We start from the raw sequence: 16701 nt of genomic DNA on the forward strand, positions 1-16701 counted from the left end.
AAGCCTCCTACCGGCTGGTTCGCCGCCTGTCCGCGCCGGCTGCTCAGCGCGAGCCGCCCGCGTCGGCGGGGCAGGTGTCGACGCCGAGCAGGGCGTACAGGCCACAGGTCCCGGTCGCGGCGGTCGCGAGCATCATGAGGGCGACGACGCCGAGTACAGGAGCCGCGAGGTCGGGGAGCGGCGCGGCGCCGGCGAGCGTTGCTAGCGAGGCGACACCGGCGAGGGCGCCGACCGCGGTCCTGAAACGCTTGTCCGTCGCACCGACGTTCTGGTTCATACAACACAATACGGCGCACGACCGTATGAACCTTTCCACCGTCGGTATCTCTGGCCGTCACTCCCGCGCCGGGCGGGCGAGAGGTCGCATGGTCGACAGCAGGGATCGGTGGGGCGGGCGAGGGTTCGCGGTGTGGACGGCAGGGCTCGGCGGGGCCCCCGACCGCACTCACTCGAAGTCGTCGAGACCGGTCTGGGCGGTTCCGCCAGCGTCGTCGCCGGCCGCTCCGTCCGGGTCGCCGCGGTCGGCCGCGATCGATCTCGCGGCCTCGACGCCGCCCGACAGCGACGCTCGGCGCGCGATCTCCTCGTCACCGAGGCGGGCGGCGGCCACGTCGAAGACCGCGCCGTAGCGCTCGCGGAACTCGCTGCGGGCCGCCTCGTAGTCGACGATCGGGTACGGGTACGTCTCGCCGATGCGGACGCCGACCTCGCACTGGACCGCGAGCGGCGTCTTCTCGGGGGCGTCGAGGTGAACCGAGGGGAGCGGTTCGAGCTCGGGGATCCACCGCGTGACGAACTCGCCGTCCGGGTCCTGATCGCGCACCTGCTTGCGCGGATCGTACAACCGCAGTCCGGGTCGACCGATCAGGCCGCACTGCGACTGCCACTGGGTGTAGTTGATCGCGGCGTCGCCGTCGATCAGGTGTTCGTAGAAGTGGTCGGCGCCGATCCGCCAGGGCTGCTGGAGGACGTGGAAGTAGACGCTCGCGCACAGCGCCCGCATCCGGAAGTTGAGCCACCCCGTCTCCCGCAGGCAGCGCATGCTCGCGTCGACCATGGGGAATCCCGTCTCGCCCTCCTTCCACGCCGCCACGAGGCCGGGGTCGTGCCGGTCGCTGTTGAACCCCTCGTAGACCGGGTTCACCGCGCGGTCGAGCCACCCCGGCCAGTCGAGCAGCTTCTGGGTGTAGTGGCGGTTCCAGAACAGCCGCGAGACGAACATCGACTTCCCGCGCCCGTCCGGCGCGCGCTCGTCGACGTGGCGGTGGACCTCGCCGACCGACAGACAGCCGAACCGCAGATAGGGGGAAAGGCCGCTCGTCCCCTCCCGGGCGTCGAGCGGCGAGGAGATCGATCCCGGGTACGCCGCGATCTCCTCCGCGAACGCGCGGAGGCGTTCCCGCGCCGGTCCCCGCCCGCCGATCGGCACGTCGGTCTTCGCCGAGTCGACGCCGTAGGCGTCGCTCATGCGGTCGGGGTCGACGGGCGACCCGACGCGCTCGATCGCGACCGACCGAGGGTCCCAGTCGAGGGGCTCCGCCGCGAGCCACGACTCGACGTGATCGCTCCACCCCTCGCGGGGCCGGTCCGCGTCGCGGACGAGCCCGTCGCCCGCGACGAACCGAACGCCGAGTCGCTCGCGGGCGCGGTCGTCTCGCCGCCGGCCGTACCGACCCGACGCCGTCGCGGTCGCGACGACGTCCCAGCCGGCGTCGACGAACCGCTCGAGGACGTCGAGCGGGTCACCGTGAGCGTACGTCAGGCCGGCGCCGCCGACGTCGCGGTACTGCCGGTCGAGGTCGCGCAGGCAGTCGTGGAGGAACTCGATCCGGGCGTCGCAGGCCATCCCCCGTTCGCCGTAGAACGCGGGGTCGAAGACGAAGAGCGGGAGGACTCGGTCGGTCTCCGCCGCGGCCGCCGCGAGCCCGGGGTTGTCTCCGATGCGCAGGTCGTCCCGGTGCCAGACGACGGTGCCGGCGCCGCCGGCCGCCGAAGCCGACCGGACTGCCTCCGCGTCGGGGGCCGTTGGGAGCGGCGCGTCATCGCCCGGTACCATCTCTTGAGAGTGTAGGGCCTGCCGGCGCATGGGCTTGTCGCCCGGCGGATGGGCCTGTTAGCCGGCGCATGGGCTTGTCGGCTGGCGCATGGGCTTGTCGGCTGGCGCATGGGCTTGTCGGCTGGCACATGGGCTTGTCGGCTGGCACATGGGCTTGTCGGCTGGCACATGGGCTTGTCGGCTGGCACATGTGGCTGTCAGCCGACGCCGGTCCGAGCTGTCTCGGCGGCGGGAAACGTTGAAGAGGATTCCCTCGCCGTGTTGATACGGATGTCAGACTCAGACGACACCGACGTACTCCGCGAACTCGCTTCCCTCCCGACGATCGCGAGCCCGCGCGTGTCCCCGGACGGGGAGACCGTCGCCCTCTACTACGACATCACCGGTCGCAACGAGCTCCACCTCTGCGATCCGACGGACGGCTCGCTGGAGCAGCTGAGCGACGGCGACGTCCCGCGCTCGGTCCGCGCCGGGTTCGAGTGGGACCCGAGCGGCGACCGCCTCTTCTACCACCGCGACGAGAGCGGCGACGAACAACACGACGTGTGGGCCATGTCGCTCGACGGCGAGAGCGAACCGGTCGTCGAGATGGACGGCCAGATCCACCTTCAGGACGTGGGCGAGGACGGTGAGACGCTCCTGTTCGGATCAAGCCGCGACGGGCAGATGAACCTCTACCGCCACGACGTCCCGAGCGGCGAGACGACGAAGCTCACCGAGTACGAGCGCGCCACCGGGTCGGGTCGCCTGTCGCCCGGCGGCGACCGGTTCGCGTACTCGACGAACGAGACCGACGCGTACGAGAACAGCGACGTCTACGTCGCCGATATCGACGGTTCGAACGCCCGAAACCTGAACGTCGGCGAGACGGGCGCCGAGGCGCGACCCGTCGACTGGGGCCCGGACGGCGACCGGCTGCTCGTCGGCGACAACACGACCGACCTCGGCCGCTCCGGGATCGTCGACCTCTCCGCCGGCGTCGACGAGGCGAGCGTCACCTGGTTCGGCGGCGACGAGTTCGAGGAGTCGCCGAGCCATTTCCTCGAAGAGGGCGGGCGGTTCGTCGCGAGCCGGACACGTGGCGCCGTGACGGTCCCCGTGGTCTACGACGCGGACACCGGCGAGCGCCGCGAACTCGACTTCCCGGCCGGCGTCGCCAGCGTGACGGAGGGGCGGCTGGCCGACGATCGCCTGCTCGCGTATCAGACCACGTCGAGCCGTCGACCGGAACTCGTCGCGTACGACCTCGACGCGGACGAGACGGAGACGATGTTCGACGCGGAGTACGGCCCGTTCGATCCCGACGACTTCGTCGAGCCCGAGACGGTCTCGTTCGTCTCCGACGGCGTCCCCGAGACGCCGGCGCGCGCGGTCGACCACGACCCCTCCGAGGAGTTCGAGATCGAGGGGCTGCTGTTCGACTCCGGCCGCCGCCCCTCACCGCTTATCGTCAATCCGCACGGCGGCCCGCGACACCACGACAGCCGGCGGTTCAGCTACCGCGTCCAGTTCCTGCTCTCTCGCGGCTACTCCGTCCTCCAGGTGAACTACCGCGGCTCGACGGGGCGCGGCCGCGAGTTCGTTGAGGAGCTGTACGACGACTGGGGTGGCGCCGAGCAGGGCGACGTGGCGACCGGCGCGGAGCACGTCCTCGACGAGTACGACTGGCTCGACGAGGACCGCGTCGCCGTCTACGGCGGCTCCTACGGCGGCTACTCCGCGAACTGGCAGCTGGTTCAGTACCCGGACCTGTACGCCGCGGGGATCACGTGGGTCGGCGTCAGCGACCTGTTCGACATGTACGAGAACACCATGCCGCACTTCCGGACGGAGCTCATGGTCAAGAACCTCGGCGAGCCCGACGAGAACGAGGCGATCTACCGCGAGCGCAGCCCCGTGAACTACGTCGAGAACGTCGACGCGCCGTTCCTGATCGTCCACGGCGTCAACGACCCGCGGGTGCCGGTCTCGCAGGCCAGGATCCTCCGGGACGCGCTCGAGGACGCCGGCTTCGAGGAGGACGTCGACTACGAGTACGAGGAGCTCGGCGAGGAGGGCCACGGCTCCGGCGACATCGACCAGAAGATCCGCTCGCTGGAGCTGCTCGACGACTTCCTCGACCGCCGGATCGGCGCGGAGCAGACCGCGGTCGCGTCGGTAGACGACTGAGGGGGCGGCGCCGCCGCCGGGCGGGGTTTAAAAACACGCGACGGGCGTTCAGTGCGCGCGAACGCCGCTTATTCGCCCGTCTCGATCGGCGCGCCGATGAGGTTGCCCCACTCGGTCCAGGAGCCGTCGTAGTTGCTGACGTCGTCGTAGCCGAGCAGCTCGTGCAGGAGGAACCACTCGATCGACGAGCGCTCGCCGACCCGGCAGTACGTGATCGTCTCCCCGTCGCCGTCGGCGCCGGCGGCGTCGTACAGCTCGCGGAGCTCGTCCGGGCTCTTGAACGTCCCGTCGTCGTTCAGCGTGGTCCCGATCGGCACGTTGCTCGCGCCGGGGATGTGGCCGCCGCGCTGGGCGGTCTCGTTGAGCCCCTCGGGGGCGATGACCTCGCCGGAGAACTCCTCGGGCGAGCGGACGTCGACCATCGGGATCCCCTCTTCGATCGCTTCGTCGACGTCGTCTTTGTACGCGCGGATGTCCTCGTGGGGGCCGCTCGCCTCGTACTCGCGGGGCGTGAAGTCGGGCTCATCCGTGGAGAGCGGGTAGTCGTTGTCGACCCAGTACCCCTTCCCGCCGTCGATCACGCGGATGTCGTCGTGGCCGTAGTACTTGTAGATCCAGTAGCCGAACAGCGCGAACCAGTTGGGGACGCGGCCGCCGCCGTACACGACGACCGTCGTGTCGGCGTCGATGCCGGCCTCGCCGTTTCGGTTCGCGAAGTCCTCCTTCGAGACGATGTCTCGCTCCGTCTCGTCGGTGAACACCGCGTCCCACTCGAAGTTCAGCGCGCCGGGGATGTGACCCTCCTCGTAGGGCGTGTACTCCGACTCGTCGGTGACGGTCGGGTTGTTGATCTCGACGAGCCGGTGATCCGAGTCGTCGTCCTGAAACGCGTCGAGGTTCGATTCCACCCAGTCGGCCGTGACGAGTACGTCTTCAGGCATCACCCGTAGTAGCGCCTAAGACCGTTTTGAACGTCCGATAATGGCGGTTCTTTCCGGCGCCTGTGACGACCGGCAGCTGAGCGAAACGGGCCGGATTCGCCCGCCTCGCGGGTGTCTGCTCGTTTATTTCGCCTGACACCTAGCGGATCACCGTCACGGGCACGTCCGCCTTGTCGACGACACTTTTCGCGACGCTGCCGACGACCTGCTCGCGCTCCTCGCTCAGCCCGCGGTGGCCGACGTAGATCGCGTCGACGGACCCCTCGGCCGCGTACTCGGTGATCGCGTCCGCCGGGCGTCCCGTGAGCAGCTGCGTCTCCACGGTGATCGGCTCGTCGACCGCCTCCTCGGCGACGGTGCGGGCGCTCTCTAAGACCCCCTGTCCGGCCTCGACAGCGGCCTCCTCGCCCGGGAGGATGATCGTCCCGTCAACGAGCTCCGAGTCCGGCGTCAGCACGTGGGCGATCTCAAGCGTCTCGTAGAACGCGACCGCTTGTCGGGCCGCGTACCGGACGGCGTCGTCGCTCTCCGTCGATCCGTCGGTCGCAACGAGGTAGCTCATACGCGGAGATGCGTCCGAGAAACACATAATTCCTGTCGGCCGTTCCCGGCTCGCGACTCCGCGGGCGGTTTACGTCGCGTCGCCGCCGTCTCCCGGTCGACTGCGGTCGCCGCCGTCTCCCGGCCGAACCCGGTCCCCCTCGGAGGCGTGGACCGCGTCGAGGACCGCTTGGACGCGCGTCGCTTCCGCGAAGGAGACGAGGTCTCCCCCCTCGCCGTCGACCGCGCCCGCGAACTCCGTCAGGAGCGCGCGCACCGTGTCGCCGCGCTCGTCGACGAGCGTTTCCTCGCCCTCGCGACCGCGATTCCGCACGAGCCGGTGCCACTCCGTCAGCGACAGCGACGCCTCGTCGCCGACGACCGTGACGCTGTTCTCCTCCTCGCCCTCGTGGTCGCATAGCAGGTCGATCGTCCCGCGGACGCCGTCGGCCCGGAAGGTCCCGACGACGTCGTCCTCGTAGGCCTCGGGCCCCGAGTAGCCGACGTCCGCCGAGACGGACTCGATCGGCCCGAACAGCTCCTGAACGCCGAACAGAAAGTGCGTGCCGACCTCGCGTAACGGGCCGCCCTGTTCGCGGGACTCCAGCCACGCCACGTCCTGCCACTCGCGGGGCCACTGCGGGAACCGAAACCGGAGTTCGACGCGGCGCGGGTCGCCGACCTCGCCCGCGGTGACCGCCTCGCGCAGGCGGACGAACCCCGGCGTGTAACGAAGCGGGAGGTTCACGGCGGTGACGCGGTCGGTCTCTGCGGCGAGTGCGACGAGTTCTCGTCCCGTCTCCGCGTCCGCGGCGATAGGCTTCTCGCAGATGACGTGCTTGCCGGCCGCGAGCGCGTCGGCGACCACCTCGCGGTGGGCGAGCGGCGGCACCCCGACGTAGACGGCGTCGAGGCCGTCGATCTCGACGAGCGACGTGTGGTCCGTCGTCGTCGCGGTGCGGTCGGTGCCGTGGTCGGCCGCGAGCGACGCCGCGCGGTCGGCGTCGAGGTCGCAGGCGGCCGCCAGCTCGTAGCGGTCGTGCTCCTCGATGGCGGCCCCGAGCCGGTTCCCGATCACGCCGCAGCCGACGATCCCGATCTGTATCACGGCCGTCGAAAGCGGTCGAGCGCGCTTGTAGCTTCGGGAGTCGGAACGGCGCCAGACCGGATCGCGGACCGGTGCGGGGTCTCAGGAGTCGTCCAGCGGCCGCGCCACCATCTCGCCCCACGGCTCGAAGCCGTGGCGGTCGTAGAACGCTCTCGCGCGCTCGTTCGCGGCGTCGACGTCGAGGACCATACGGTCGAGCGGGAGGTCCTGATCCGCCGCGAGCGCGAGGGCGGCATCCATCAGGTCGTCGGCGACGCCGGTTCCCCGATACTCGAGCGCGACGTACAGTTCGTTCAGGACCGCGGCGTCCCAGATCATCGCGGTGCGCTCGGGGAGGACGAAGGCGTAGCCGACGACCGCTTCGGGGTCCGCCGCTCCGGCCTCAGCCTCGTTCCCGTCGTCGCGCTCCTCGGCCGCGCATTCCTCGGCCGCGCCCTCCTCGACCGCGACGGTCACGCACCGCGGGTCGTCGTCGACGCAGCGGTCGACCCAGTCGAGCCACCGCTCGCGGTACGCGTCGGTGAGTTTCCCCTCGTAGGCGGCCGCCTTCCCGTCGCCGCCGGTGTTCTCGCCGAGACCGCGCTCGAAGGCGAGCTTCAGGTCGTAGAGGCCGGCGGTGTCGCGGTCGGGGTCGTAAGGGCGGATGTCGACCGTCATGAATCGTTTTCTATCACGAACTCAGCGAGCGTCGGCACGAAGGTTCCGATGTCGGTGACCATCCCGACCGCCTGCGCGGAGCCGCGGTCGAGCAGCTGGGTGACGGTGGCCGGGTTGATGTCCACGCAGACCGTCTTCGTCGTCGACGGGAGGCAGTTCCCGACTGCGACGGAGTGAAGCAGCGTGGCGAGCATGAGGACGATGTCGGCGTCGTGTGCCTGCTCGCGGATCGCGTCCTGCGCCTCGATCGCGTCGGTGATCGTGTCCGGGAGCGGGCCGTCGTCGCGGATCGACCCCGCGAGGACGGTGTCGACGTCGTTCGCGACGCACTCGTACATCACCCCCTCCGTGACGATCCCCTCCTCGACTGCGGCCTCGATCCCGCCCGCGCGGATGATCTCCGAGATGGTCCAGATGTGGTGTTTGTGGCCCTTCCGCGGGTGTTCGAGCGTCTCGACGTTCATCCCGAGCGAGGTGCCGTAGATGGAGCGCTCTAAGTCGTGGGTGGCGAAGCCGTTGCCCGCCGAGAGCGCGTCGACGTAGCCCGCGGCCACGAGGTCGGCGAGCGCGTCGCCCGCGCCGGAGTGGATCACGGCCGGCCCCGCGACGACCATCACGTTACCCCCGTCTCTTTTCACGGCGCGTAGCTCTTCGGCGACCTCGCGAATCGTCGACTCCGAGGGGCGCTCGGCGGAGACGCCGCCCTGCATGAAGCCGAACGCGCCGCCGCCGTTCCGCGGGCGCTCGGGCGGGTTCACCCGGATCCCGGACTGGTCGGTCGCGATCAGGTTCCCCTCCTCGACCGCGTTGAGCGTCTTGGTGTAGGCGCGGGGAGAGCCGTCCTCCGCGCCCGAGGCGTCCGCTCGGTTCCCCTCGCCGGCGTCCGCTGCCGGCTCGGGTTCCACCACCAGCGCGCAGTCCATCTCGATCCGTTCGACGTCGATCCACTCGCCGTCGTACAGCACTTCGGTCGGGTGGTTCGTCGTCGAGTAGAAGTCCGGCGGGACCACCTTGTCCGCGGGCGCCGCGACGAGGTCCACCTCGGAAGGGTCCTCCAACACCGCCCCGTTCTGGTGGAGCTCGTGGAGGATGTCCCGCAGCGTCTCGGGGTCGTCCGCGGAGACAGTCAGCCGGCAGTACGACTCCTCGGTCTCGTGTTTCCCGACGTCGAACCGCTCGACGTCGAAGGAGCCGCCGAGGTCCATCACCGCGCCGAAACAGCGCTGCATCGTGCCGCTGTCGATGATGTGGCCCTCCAGCTCGACCGTCCGCGAGTGGGTCATACGGTGGCGTCGCGCCCGCCCGGGAAACGCGTTTCCCTCGCTCCGTGAGACCACCTCGACAGCGAATGTATTCTGACTGCGCTGTCGAAATCCTCAGAGTCAGACCGGAACCGGTTGCCGAGTACAGCGGTTGCGTTCAGTTCGCCATAAGTAAAACAAGAACTGCCAGTTTTTCGAACTGTTTCAGCAACTCCGAAGCAGAAACTGCGAACAGTGGCTAAGACCGTTCGCTTTCGCATGGAATCTGTTTATCTAAACGCTACGACCGTAGCAGAGCACACAATTATATATTCACAGATACCCAGCATGACAGATGTGTATCTGACTGTCATAGGTTCATCCCTCCTTTTTATCGGGGCTATATTCTGTATCACGGCAGCTATCTCGTGGTATCGAATACAGTCGCCATCGGTAGGCCTGTTCGCCGCGCTCGCCGCCAGTGCCGGTATCGGTGCTACGGCCCTCTCTATCGGTGTACTGACTGAACAGCCGGTAGTTGTGCTTTTGACGGCGATAATCATCGGTCTGTTCTTGCCGATCCCGTGGATCATCTTCTGCTTCGATTACGTTGGCCGGGAGTCACTAGTCTCGCTCCGGGTTGCAGGTGTCATCTCACTTCCGTCAGTTGTCGGACTCTTTTCGACACTCATCATCTTCGGTGAGCGGCTGCTTCCCTGGTTTACCCTCCCGTTCCAATCGGATACGAGCCTCTTGGCGACGACCTTGACTAGTATCCTCAATTTGATCCAATTTTTCGGATTACTGTACGCAGGAGGGGTCATGTTAGTGGGAACGGGATTAATACTACAAACATTTCAACGGTATCTCCATCTCGACTCAACGACCGGCGTCATGCTCGGCACGTTCGGTACCATCCCGTGGATCGCGATCCTATTCGGCTTACAGTTACAGCCCGCTTCGTTTCTCGTGTTCATCACGACTGTCGCAATCGGGTTTGGCCTCGGTTCCGTCTCGGGAGTCGCACTCGTTGGACCGTACCCGCTTTTTAATCGGGTCCCGACGGCAGGGAACGTCGGCCCGAAGACCGTCGTCGATGAGCTTGCGGAGATGATCATCGTAACCGACGGCGATGGGACCGTCGTCGAACTGAACGACGCCGCCGAATCGTCGGTTAACTCGGTCGGAACGTCGATCGGCCAGTCCGTCGACTCGCTGTTCGATGCGTCGCTCGAGGAACTGGACCAGAAGCAGGTCATAAGTCTCCACTCTAAGTCCGGTCGTAGGCTCTTCGAGCCGACCGTTTCGGAGGTGACTGACCAACACGGACAGCCGTTGGGATACGCAATTGTCCTCCGCGACGAGACCATCCGGATGACCCGGCAACGGCGACTCGACGTGCTCAACAGAATTCTTCGACATAACGTTCGCAACAGCATGAACGTCATCGTCGGACACGCAGAGATGATTCAGAACCGTGCGGAAGACGAATCAGTCCGCAGCTCAGCCGACCTGATCGGCGAAAGAGGCGATGAACTTGTCGAGATATCCCAGTCCGCGAGAGACACGGAAGAGATTCTTAATCTCGAGGCGGAAAGCCACCAACGCACCTCGTTCGGCCCAGTAATACAGACGGTTCTTGAATCGGTAAGGACGAAGTACGAGGGCGAGTTCCAGTACGACGATCCGGACGACATTGTTGTCCCAATGACTGAAGGGGCGATCGAGGCCGTACTGCAAGAACTCGTCGAGAATGCGATTAAACACAACGACGATGACGACCCGTCTGTTACGATCGAGGCGCGGTATGAGCCAGACGAACTGTATCCGATCAAGATTTCCGTTATCGACAACGGACCGGGGATTCCCGAACTGGAACGACAGGTGATCGAGTCGGGAGACGAGACATCACTGGATCACGCCTCCGGCGTTGGACTCTGGATTATCCGGTGGATTTCGACCAGTGCTGGCGGTAAACTGTCTATTGCGGATCGAGACCCTCACGGCTCGATCGTGTCGCTTTCCTTGCCGAGCGCAGACGAGGTAGAACCGAACGCGTGACGTCCGGTCTGTTCCGACGACCGAACGGGGTTTACCGTGTGAACGACAGCGTCGGGCGCTGGCGTGCGAGGATACTCTTGACGTCGTCGACTATCTCGAGGTCTCCTTCCTTCCTATCGTCGCCGTTGAGTTCGACGTCGACGTCGTAATTCCCGGGGTCATCGGGGTTATCCACGCCGGAAAAGATCAGCGTGACTTCGTCACCCTCTGTGGGGTCGTACACGACGCCGTCCATCTCGATATTCAACTCGGCTCCACCGCTATCCGAATCCCACGTGATCTCGCTCTCGCTGACGTCCTGCTCTTCACCGTTGATCTCCAGACGTTCGAAGTCGCCTGCCGCGACGTTGGTGAACATGTCGCCGCCGTCGGTAACGACGACGTCAATGTTGCTCAGTTCCTCGCTGTCTTCGCTGACGCTGTCTTCGGATTTCACCTCGAACAGGAGACGGTATCGCACGCCTTCGGCTCCCGCAGTAGCGTCTTCGGGTGCGAGCAGCTCGTCTTCCCCCCATGGGTTCCCTGCGCTATCCGGTGTGTTCTCGTCAACGTCGAGATCCGGCTCCTCAAGCCGGTCGTCGAACGACAGGACGAACCCCGCGACGGTACCTGCCAGTACAACGACGATCACGACCATCAGCACTACCCCAATTACCGGGCTGACAGCGCGCCTAAATTGGCGAAGGTTTTCATCAACTAATTCGGTTAGATCTTGGATACAGGATACATTATATCTCAACTTTTATATCTTTCCTGTGCGAGCAGGGCGTACCGCTTGAGACGAGACGAAGTAACTGTGGAAAGAACCGCTCAAACGTGGCTACACAGACATTCCCTACCATGTGCCACTTTAGAAGGGCCTGTGTTGAGTATGTTATCAATATATCACTTTGACGATTGCTAAAATCGGGAAGACAGCGGCGTCTCGAAAGCGTCAGTCATTCGTTTATAAATCCGTACTGACGGATCGACGGCGGACTCCTCCAAAGCCCCAGCCGCTCGTTTAGAAATGCCTGATCGCGGATCGACGGAGACCACCTCCAAAGCCCCCGCCTCCCGGCTACCCCTTTGAGTCCCGCCCCGCACCGCACGGCACCACCGGAAGACGGTCGCCTCGCTTCGCTCGGCGCTGCGTCTTCCGTACTCCCGCTCGCTTCCTCCGGTCGCTCGCGGGACCGCAGCCTCAAACCTCCCCAGCCTCGCGGTTCGCGCTCTTCGAGCGCTCACCGCTCCCTCGCGCGTGCTCCTCGCGCCCGACGGGCGCTCGGAGGCGCGCGCCACCGCCTCAGATCAGCCCGAGCGCGGTGAGGATCTGGTTGCCGAAGATCATCGCGATCAGCCCGGCCAGCATCACGAGCCCGGACGAGACCGTGATCGTCCGCACCGCGGCGTGCCGGTCGCTGATCGGGACCCGGCTGATCACCGCCTCGGCGACCATCCGGAGGATGCGGCCGCCGTCGAGCGGGAACGCGGGCAGGCAGTTGAAAAGCGCCAGCTGGATGTTGATCCATCCCGACCAGAAGAGGAGGTTCGCAAGCAGGAAGATTCCGCCGCCGAGCGCCGCGAGCGGCCCATCGACGACGAAGAAGTTGGTCAGGTCGCCGGTGAACCCCGCGAAGTTGAACGGGAGCCCGAACAGGCTGCCGAGCGGGAGGATGAGCGCGACGAAGACGAGGCCGAGCGGCGACTCGGTGACGCCGCCGAGCGGGAGCCCGTCCGCGGCCTCCGCGCCGCCGTCGCCGCCGAGCAGTTCGAGGTACGCGCCGGCCGGGTACTCGGTGACGCCCACGTCGTCGAGCGCGAGCCCGCTCGTGCCGGGGAAGACGCTGACCCCAATGAACCCGCCGTCGCGGTTCGGATGCGGGTCGAGTTCCACGTCGTACGTCGTCCGCTCGCCGTCGCCGTCGAACACGGTGACGGGGACGGTCTCGCCCGGCTCGCGCTCGCCGAGGACCGCCGAGAGCGCCTCGTTGTCGACGACGCGCTCGCCGTCGACCGAGACGATCGTCAGCGGCTCGCCGAGCGCTGCGCCCTCGTCGTGGAGCGGCCCGTCCTCCTGAACGCCGACCACGTAGGCCCCGACCGGGGCGTCGGGGACGGTGACGGCGCCCTCGCCGTCCGCGGCGTCGACGCCCGAGGCGTTCTCGGCGCCGGGCGCGTCGCGGACCTGATCGAGGACGGTCGCGTTCCCCGTCACCGTCAGCGTCGCGCGCTCGTCGCCGCCGACCGCGTCGAAGAAGTCGGACTTGGTCGCGACCGACTCGCCGTTCACGGCCGCGATCGTCACCGGCTGCTCCTCGATAGTCACCCCGAGGGGGTTGCCGCCCGCGGAGCCGACCACCTGTAGCTCCCGGTCGACGGTCACCGTCTCCCGCGCGTCGCCGTCGTCAACCGTGAGGTCGACGGAGTCGCCCGCGTCGGCGATTTCGGACTCGAACTCGCCGCTGGTCTCGATCGGCGTCCCCGCCACCTCGACGATCCGGTCGCCCTGCGAGAGGTCGGCCGCGGCCGCCGGTGAGCCGGGATTCACCTCGCCGACCGCGTAGCCGGCCGCCGGCGAGATGGCGCCGACGACGGGGCCGAAGAGGAGGGCGAAGACGACGATAGTAAGCACCGTGTTCGCGGTGACGCCGGCCGCGAACATCCGGGCGCGGGCGCCGCGGGAAGCCTCTTGGGTCGCCTCCTCGTCGGGCTCGACGAACGCGCCGACGGGGAGCAGCGCGAAGAAGACGAGCCCCATCGAGTCGATGTCGATGTCCTCGACCCGACAGAGCAGGCCGTGGGCGCCCTCGTGGACCACCATCGCGCCGGCGAGGCCGGCGACGATCTCGGGGGCGACAGACAGCGGGAGGAAGTCGTTGACGCCGGGGATGATCAGGAAGTTCTGCGGCTGCTGGATCGCGGAGGGCTGCGCGTTCGTGAACGCGGACGTCGCCGACGAGAGGATAAGCGCGAACGACGCCACCATCGCCACCAAGGCCCCTCCGAGCCCGAGGTTGGCGACCGCGCGCCAGAACCGCTTCGGCGCCGCCAGCCGGCCGAGGAAGGCGCGTCCGCGGAGCGTCCGGAGGGTCAACACCGGACCGGAAACTCTGACCGCGTCCGGGAGGATCCCCTCGTTCCGCAGCCACATCGCGACCGCGGAGTAGGCGAGGACTCCCGTGAGCACCCAGAACAACGTGTTCATTACGACGGGGTAGGGGTCGCCCGTCTGTAAGGGGTTCGGTTCCCGGAACTCTGGGGTGCCGACGCGCCGCGCGAGCCGGTCGGCGCTCCGCGCCCGCCGGCGAGGACTGATACGCGTCCCGCTCGTGTGGCGAGGTATGACCGACGCAGACGGGACGGAGTCCGACCGCTCGCTCGCGCCCCTCATGGGGGCGACGTACGTCGTCGCCGGAATCGCTCACTTCCCCGCTCCGAAGCGATTCGCCGAGGCGATTCCGCCGGCGTTCCCGCGTCCCGTGGGACTCGTCTACCTCTCCGGGATCGCCGAGATCCTCCTCGGGATCGGGGTCGCGATCCCGCGGACGCGACGCCCCTCGGCGTGGGGGATCGCCGCCCTCCTCGTCGCGGTGTTCCCGGCGAACGTCCACCTCGCCCGGAGCGACACCCTGAACGACCTCGTCCCGGACCGGCTCGTCGGCCCGGCGCGGATCGCGGCGTTGATCCGACTACCGTTTCAGGGCGTCCTGATCGGCTGGGCGCTGCGATACGCGCGCGCTGACGAGGCGGCGCCGAAGGCTTCGGAGGCGTAGCCGTCGGCCCGTTCGCGACGCGACCGGGTGCGCGAATCACCGCCGCGAACTCAACACCCAAGTACCCCCCGGTCCAAACGCCGTCCATGATGGCGCTCATCGACTTCGTCTCCCGGCTGGTCGGCGACGTCGGCCGGTTCGTCGACATCTTCCTGAACGACCTGATCCTCGGCGCGGGCGACCCGCTGTCCGCGCTGCTCGTCGTCGTGGGACAGATCATACTCGTCGGCGCCGTCGCCGTGTTGGGGTACGCCGCCGTCGGCGCGCTGCTCAACGAGATCGGCGTGACGCTCCCCTCGCTCGGCGGTCGCGGCCGCTCGGAATAAAAAGCGAAACGCTTCGCGGCGCTGCCGGTCCGCTCCTCAGTCGTCGTCGCCCGCAGCCGAACGCGCCCCGGGACCGTTCCCCGGACCGCCGACGCGTCCGGTCTCGCCCTCTCCGTCCGCACCGTCCGGCACCTCGAACTCGTTCAGCCGCGCGAGCAGCTCGTCGGACTGGTCCGAGAGGGTGTGGACCTGCCCCGTCACCTCGGAGACGGTCGCGGTCTGCTCCTCGGCCGCGGCCGCGACGGTCTCGGACTCGGTCGCCGTCTGTCTGCTCACGGACGCGACGCCGTCGACCATGTCGACGACCTCCTGGGTCGTGCGCGCCTGGTCGTCGGTCGCGTCGCTGATCTCCTGGACGGTCTCGTCGACGGTCGTCACGTCCTCGACGACCCCCTCGAACTCCCGCAGCGTCGACTCGATCGTCTCGACGCCCTCGGCGACCTGCGTCTCCATCTCCTCGGCGTCGGCGGCGGTCTCCGCGGACGCCTCCTGGACCGCCTCGATGCGGCCCGATATCTCCGCCGCGGACTCGCGCGTCTCCTCGGCGAGCGACTTCACCTCGTCGGCGACGACCGCGAACCCGTCGCCGGAGCCGTCGGCGCGCGCCGCCTCGATGGAGGCGTTCAGGGCGAGCAGGTTGGTCTCCTCGGCGATCTCGTCGATCACCGCCGCGATCTCGTCGATCTCGCCGACCCGCTCGGCGAGGTCGGTCACCGCTGCCGCCGTCTCGCCGATCCGGGTTTCGAGGGTCTCCAGCTCCGCGATCGCCTCGGCGGCCTCCTCGCGGCCGGAGCGACCGCGCTCGGCCGCGTCTCGGGCGGTCTCGGCCGCGTCGTCCGCGCTCGCCGCGATCTCCTCGACCGTCGCCGACAGCGTGTTCATCTCGCCGGCGATCGCCTCCAGCTCGTCCGTCTGCTCTGCGGCGCCGTCGGAGATCTCCTGGACCGACCGGGCGACCTCGCCGCTCGCGTCGTCGACCTCGTCCATGCTCGCGCTCACGTCGCCCGCGGTGTCGGCCACGTCCGCGGTGAACGCGCCGACGTCGCCGAGCGTCTCGCCGAGCGTCGCGACGAGACGGTTGTAGTTGTCGACGAGCTCGGCGTACCGCCGCTCGTCCGTCGCCAGCGCGTCCGCGTCGATCGTCGCCGTCAGGTCGCCGTCCCGCGCCCGCGCCGCGGCGTCGCCGAACGCGTCGACGAGCGCCTCCAGTTCGGCCGTGTAGGCGGCGAGGTTCTCGGCCATCTCGTCGAGCGACTCGCCGAAGGAGCCGGGGACGTCCTCGTCGAGCGCCGGGTCGTCGAACTCCTGGGCCGCGAGCGCCTCCGCCTGCGCGGAGACGGTGGTGAGGTAGCCGTGGACCTCGCCAAACGCGGCGACGAGGCTCCCGACCTCGTCGGGCTGCGTCGGGTCGAGGGCGTCCGCGGCGTCTCCTCCGGACGAACCGGCCGTGTCGAGGCCGCTCGTTCCCTCGATCTCTCCCGCGGCGATCGCCTCCGCCTCGCGCTCTAAGGCCCGGATCGGGGCGACGAAGTCGCGTCGGACGATGAGCAGCGTGTTGTAGATGGCGACGACCGCGCCGAGGAAGAGGGCCCCGGAGACGACGTACGCGGCGGTGCCGGAGAGCACGAACTGCGTGGCGAAGATGCCGACGGTGACGAGAAACTGGATCCCGACCGCCGCGACGACCTTGCGCTCTATCGACTCCGAGACCCCGAGAGCGTCCATCGTCCGCCATAGGAGGGCCTCGTACCGCCCGCCGCCCCCCGGGCGGCGCTGTCGTGTCGTGAACATGATCGGACGTCGATGAGAACGCCATATGAACCTCCCGCCGGGGTTATCACGAGCGA

At 67.9% G+C, this 16701-nt stretch carries 14 protein-coding genes; 4 read left to right on the forward strand and 10 right to left on the reverse strand.

The features are described 5' to 3' along the window. Nucleotides 1–43: 43 nt before the first annotated feature. Complete coding sequence (locus tag F3H13_RS07615) at nucleotides 44–277, reverse strand: YgaP family membrane protein (protein WP_149798444.1); 234 nt, start codon at nucleotides 275–277, stop codon at nucleotides 44–46. A gap of 168 nt (nucleotides 278–445) precedes the next feature. Next, a complete protein-coding gene (locus tag F3H13_RS07620; RefSeq protein ID WP_149798445.1) occupies nucleotides 446–2056 on the reverse strand; it encodes an FAD-binding domain-containing protein in 1611 nt (536 codons plus the stop codon). A gap of 270 nt (nucleotides 2057–2326) precedes the next feature. Between F3H13_RS07620 and F3H13_RS07625 the strand changes: the two genes are divergently transcribed. Next, nucleotides 2327–4225, forward strand: a complete 1899-nt coding sequence (locus F3H13_RS07625; protein ID WP_149798446.1) for a S9 family peptidase — start codon at nucleotides 2327–2329, stop codon at nucleotides 4223–4225. A gap of 68 nt (nucleotides 4226–4293) precedes the next feature. Here F3H13_RS07625 and F3H13_RS07630 read toward each other — a convergent pair whose 3' ends face one another. From F3H13_RS07630 to F3H13_RS07650, 5 genes are all read right to left on the reverse strand, one after another. Further along, nucleotides 4294–5166 (reverse strand): sulfurtransferase, encoded by an 873-nt coding sequence (locus F3H13_RS07630; RefSeq protein WP_149798447.1) that lies wholly within the window; start codon nucleotides 5164–5166, stop codon nucleotides 4294–4296. 139 nt (nucleotides 5167–5305) lie between these two features. After that, nucleotides 5306–5728: a universal stress protein gene (locus F3H13_RS07635; protein ID WP_149798448.1), complete on the reverse strand. Its 423-nt coding sequence runs from the start codon at nucleotides 5726–5728 to the stop codon at nucleotides 5306–5308. A 69-nt stretch (nucleotides 5729–5797) separates the two neighbouring features. Then, nucleotides 5798–6814 (reverse strand): Gfo/Idh/MocA family protein, encoded by a 1017-nt coding sequence (locus F3H13_RS07640; protein WP_149798449.1) that lies wholly within the window; start codon nucleotides 6812–6814, stop codon nucleotides 5798–5800. Between the two features lie 81 nt (nucleotides 6815–6895). Further along, nucleotides 6896–7471: a GNAT family N-acetyltransferase gene (locus F3H13_RS07645; protein WP_149798450.1), complete on the reverse strand. Its 576-nt coding sequence runs from the start codon at nucleotides 7469–7471 to the stop codon at nucleotides 6896–6898. After that, a complete protein-coding gene (locus tag F3H13_RS07650) occupies nucleotides 7468–8754 on the reverse strand; it encodes an ornithine cyclodeaminase (RefSeq protein ID WP_149798451.1) in 1287 nt (428 codons plus the stop codon). Before F3H13_RS07650 ends, F3H13_RS07645 begins: the two co-directional genes overlap by 4 nt. 315 nt (nucleotides 8755–9069) lie before the next feature. On the opposite strand from F3H13_RS07650, the gene F3H13_RS07655 reads away from it, so the two are divergent. Continuing rightward, entirely contained in the window at nucleotides 9070–10773 is a 1704-nt protein-coding gene (locus F3H13_RS07655) for an ATP-binding protein (protein WP_188128022.1), read from the forward strand. Nucleotides 10774–10804: 31 nt separating this feature from the next. Here the strand turns inward: F3H13_RS07655 and F3H13_RS07660 are convergent, their stop codons facing one another. Both F3H13_RS07660 and F3H13_RS07670 read right to left on the reverse strand, forming a co-directional pair. After that, a complete protein-coding gene (locus tag F3H13_RS07660) occupies nucleotides 10805–11512 on the reverse strand; it encodes a type IV pilin (protein ID WP_223174391.1) in 708 nt (235 codons plus the stop codon). Between the two features lie 546 nt (nucleotides 11513–12058). Then, the gene (locus F3H13_RS07670) at nucleotides 12059–13960 is read right to left on the reverse strand and encodes a site-2 protease family protein (protein WP_149798454.1); all 1902 of its coding nucleotides are present in this window, start codon (nucleotides 13958–13960) and stop codon (nucleotides 12059–12061) included. Between the two features lie 136 nt (nucleotides 13961–14096). Here F3H13_RS07670 and F3H13_RS07675 point away from each other — a divergent pair, with 136 nt between their 5' ends. Both F3H13_RS07675 and F3H13_RS07680 read left to right on the forward strand, forming a co-directional pair. Further along, nucleotides 14097–14528 carry a DoxX family protein gene (locus F3H13_RS07675; protein WP_149798455.1) on the forward strand — a complete coding sequence of 144 codons (432 nt, stop codon included), beginning with the start codon at nucleotides 14097–14099 and terminating at the stop codon, nucleotides 14526–14528. Nucleotides 14529–14614: 86 nt separating this feature from the next. Beyond that, the gene (locus F3H13_RS07680; RefSeq protein ID WP_149798456.1) at nucleotides 14615–14854 is read left to right on the forward strand and encodes a hypothetical protein; all 240 of its coding nucleotides are present in this window, start codon (nucleotides 14615–14617) and stop codon (nucleotides 14852–14854) included. Between the two features lie 36 nt (nucleotides 14855–14890). On the opposite strand, the gene F3H13_RS07685 is transcribed toward F3H13_RS07680, so the two are convergent. Next, nucleotides 14891–16579 carry a methyl-accepting chemotaxis protein gene (locus F3H13_RS07685; RefSeq protein WP_149798557.1) on the reverse strand — a complete coding sequence of 563 codons (1689 nt, stop codon included), beginning with the start codon at nucleotides 16577–16579 and terminating at the stop codon, nucleotides 14891–14893. Between the last annotated feature and the right edge of the window lie 122 nt (nucleotides 16580–16701).

Source organism: Halorubrum xinjiangense (assembly GCF_900102375.1).
Classification (GTDB): Archaea; Halobacteriota; Halobacteria; order Halobacteriales; family Haloferacaceae; genus Halorubrum; species Halorubrum xinjiangense.

Coding starts and splice junctions, on each gene's coding strand:
- F3H13_RS07615 (WP_149798444.1), bottom strand. CDS start 277: ATGAACCAGAACGTCGGTGCGACGGACAAGCGTTTCAGGACCGCGGTC.
- F3H13_RS07620 (WP_149798445.1), bottom strand. CDS start 2,056: ATGGTACCGGGCGATGACGCGCCGCTCCCAACGGCCCCCGACGCGGAG.
- F3H13_RS07625 (WP_149798446.1), top strand. CDS start 2,327: ATGTCAGACTCAGACGACACCGACGTACTCCGCGAACTCGCTTCCCTC.
- F3H13_RS07630 (WP_149798447.1), bottom strand. CDS start 5,166: ATGCCTGAAGACGTACTCGTCACGGCCGACTGGGTGGAATCGAACCTC.
- F3H13_RS07635 (WP_149798448.1), bottom strand. CDS start 5,728: ATGAGCTACCTCGTTGCGACCGACGGATCGACGGAGAGCGACGACGCC.
- F3H13_RS07645 (WP_149798450.1), bottom strand. CDS start 7,471: ATGACGGTCGACATCCGCCCTTACGACCCCGACCGCGACACCGCCGGC.
- F3H13_RS07650 (WP_149798451.1), bottom strand. CDS start 8,754: ATGACCCACTCGCGGACGGTCGAGCTGGAGGGCCACATCATCGACAGC.
- F3H13_RS07670 (WP_149798454.1), bottom strand. CDS start 13,960: ATGAACACGTTGTTCTGGGTGCTCACGGGAGTCCTCGCCTACTCCGCG.
- F3H13_RS07675 (WP_149798455.1), top strand. CDS start 14,097: ATGACCGACGCAGACGGGACGGAGTCCGACCGCTCGCTCGCGCCCCTC.
- F3H13_RS07680 (WP_149798456.1), top strand. CDS start 14,615: ATGATGGCGCTCATCGACTTCGTCTCCCGGCTGGTCGGCGACGTCGGC.
- F3H13_RS07685 (WP_149798557.1), bottom strand. CDS start 16,579: ATGGACGCTCTCGGGGTCTCGGAGTCGATAGAGCGCAAGGTCGTCGCG.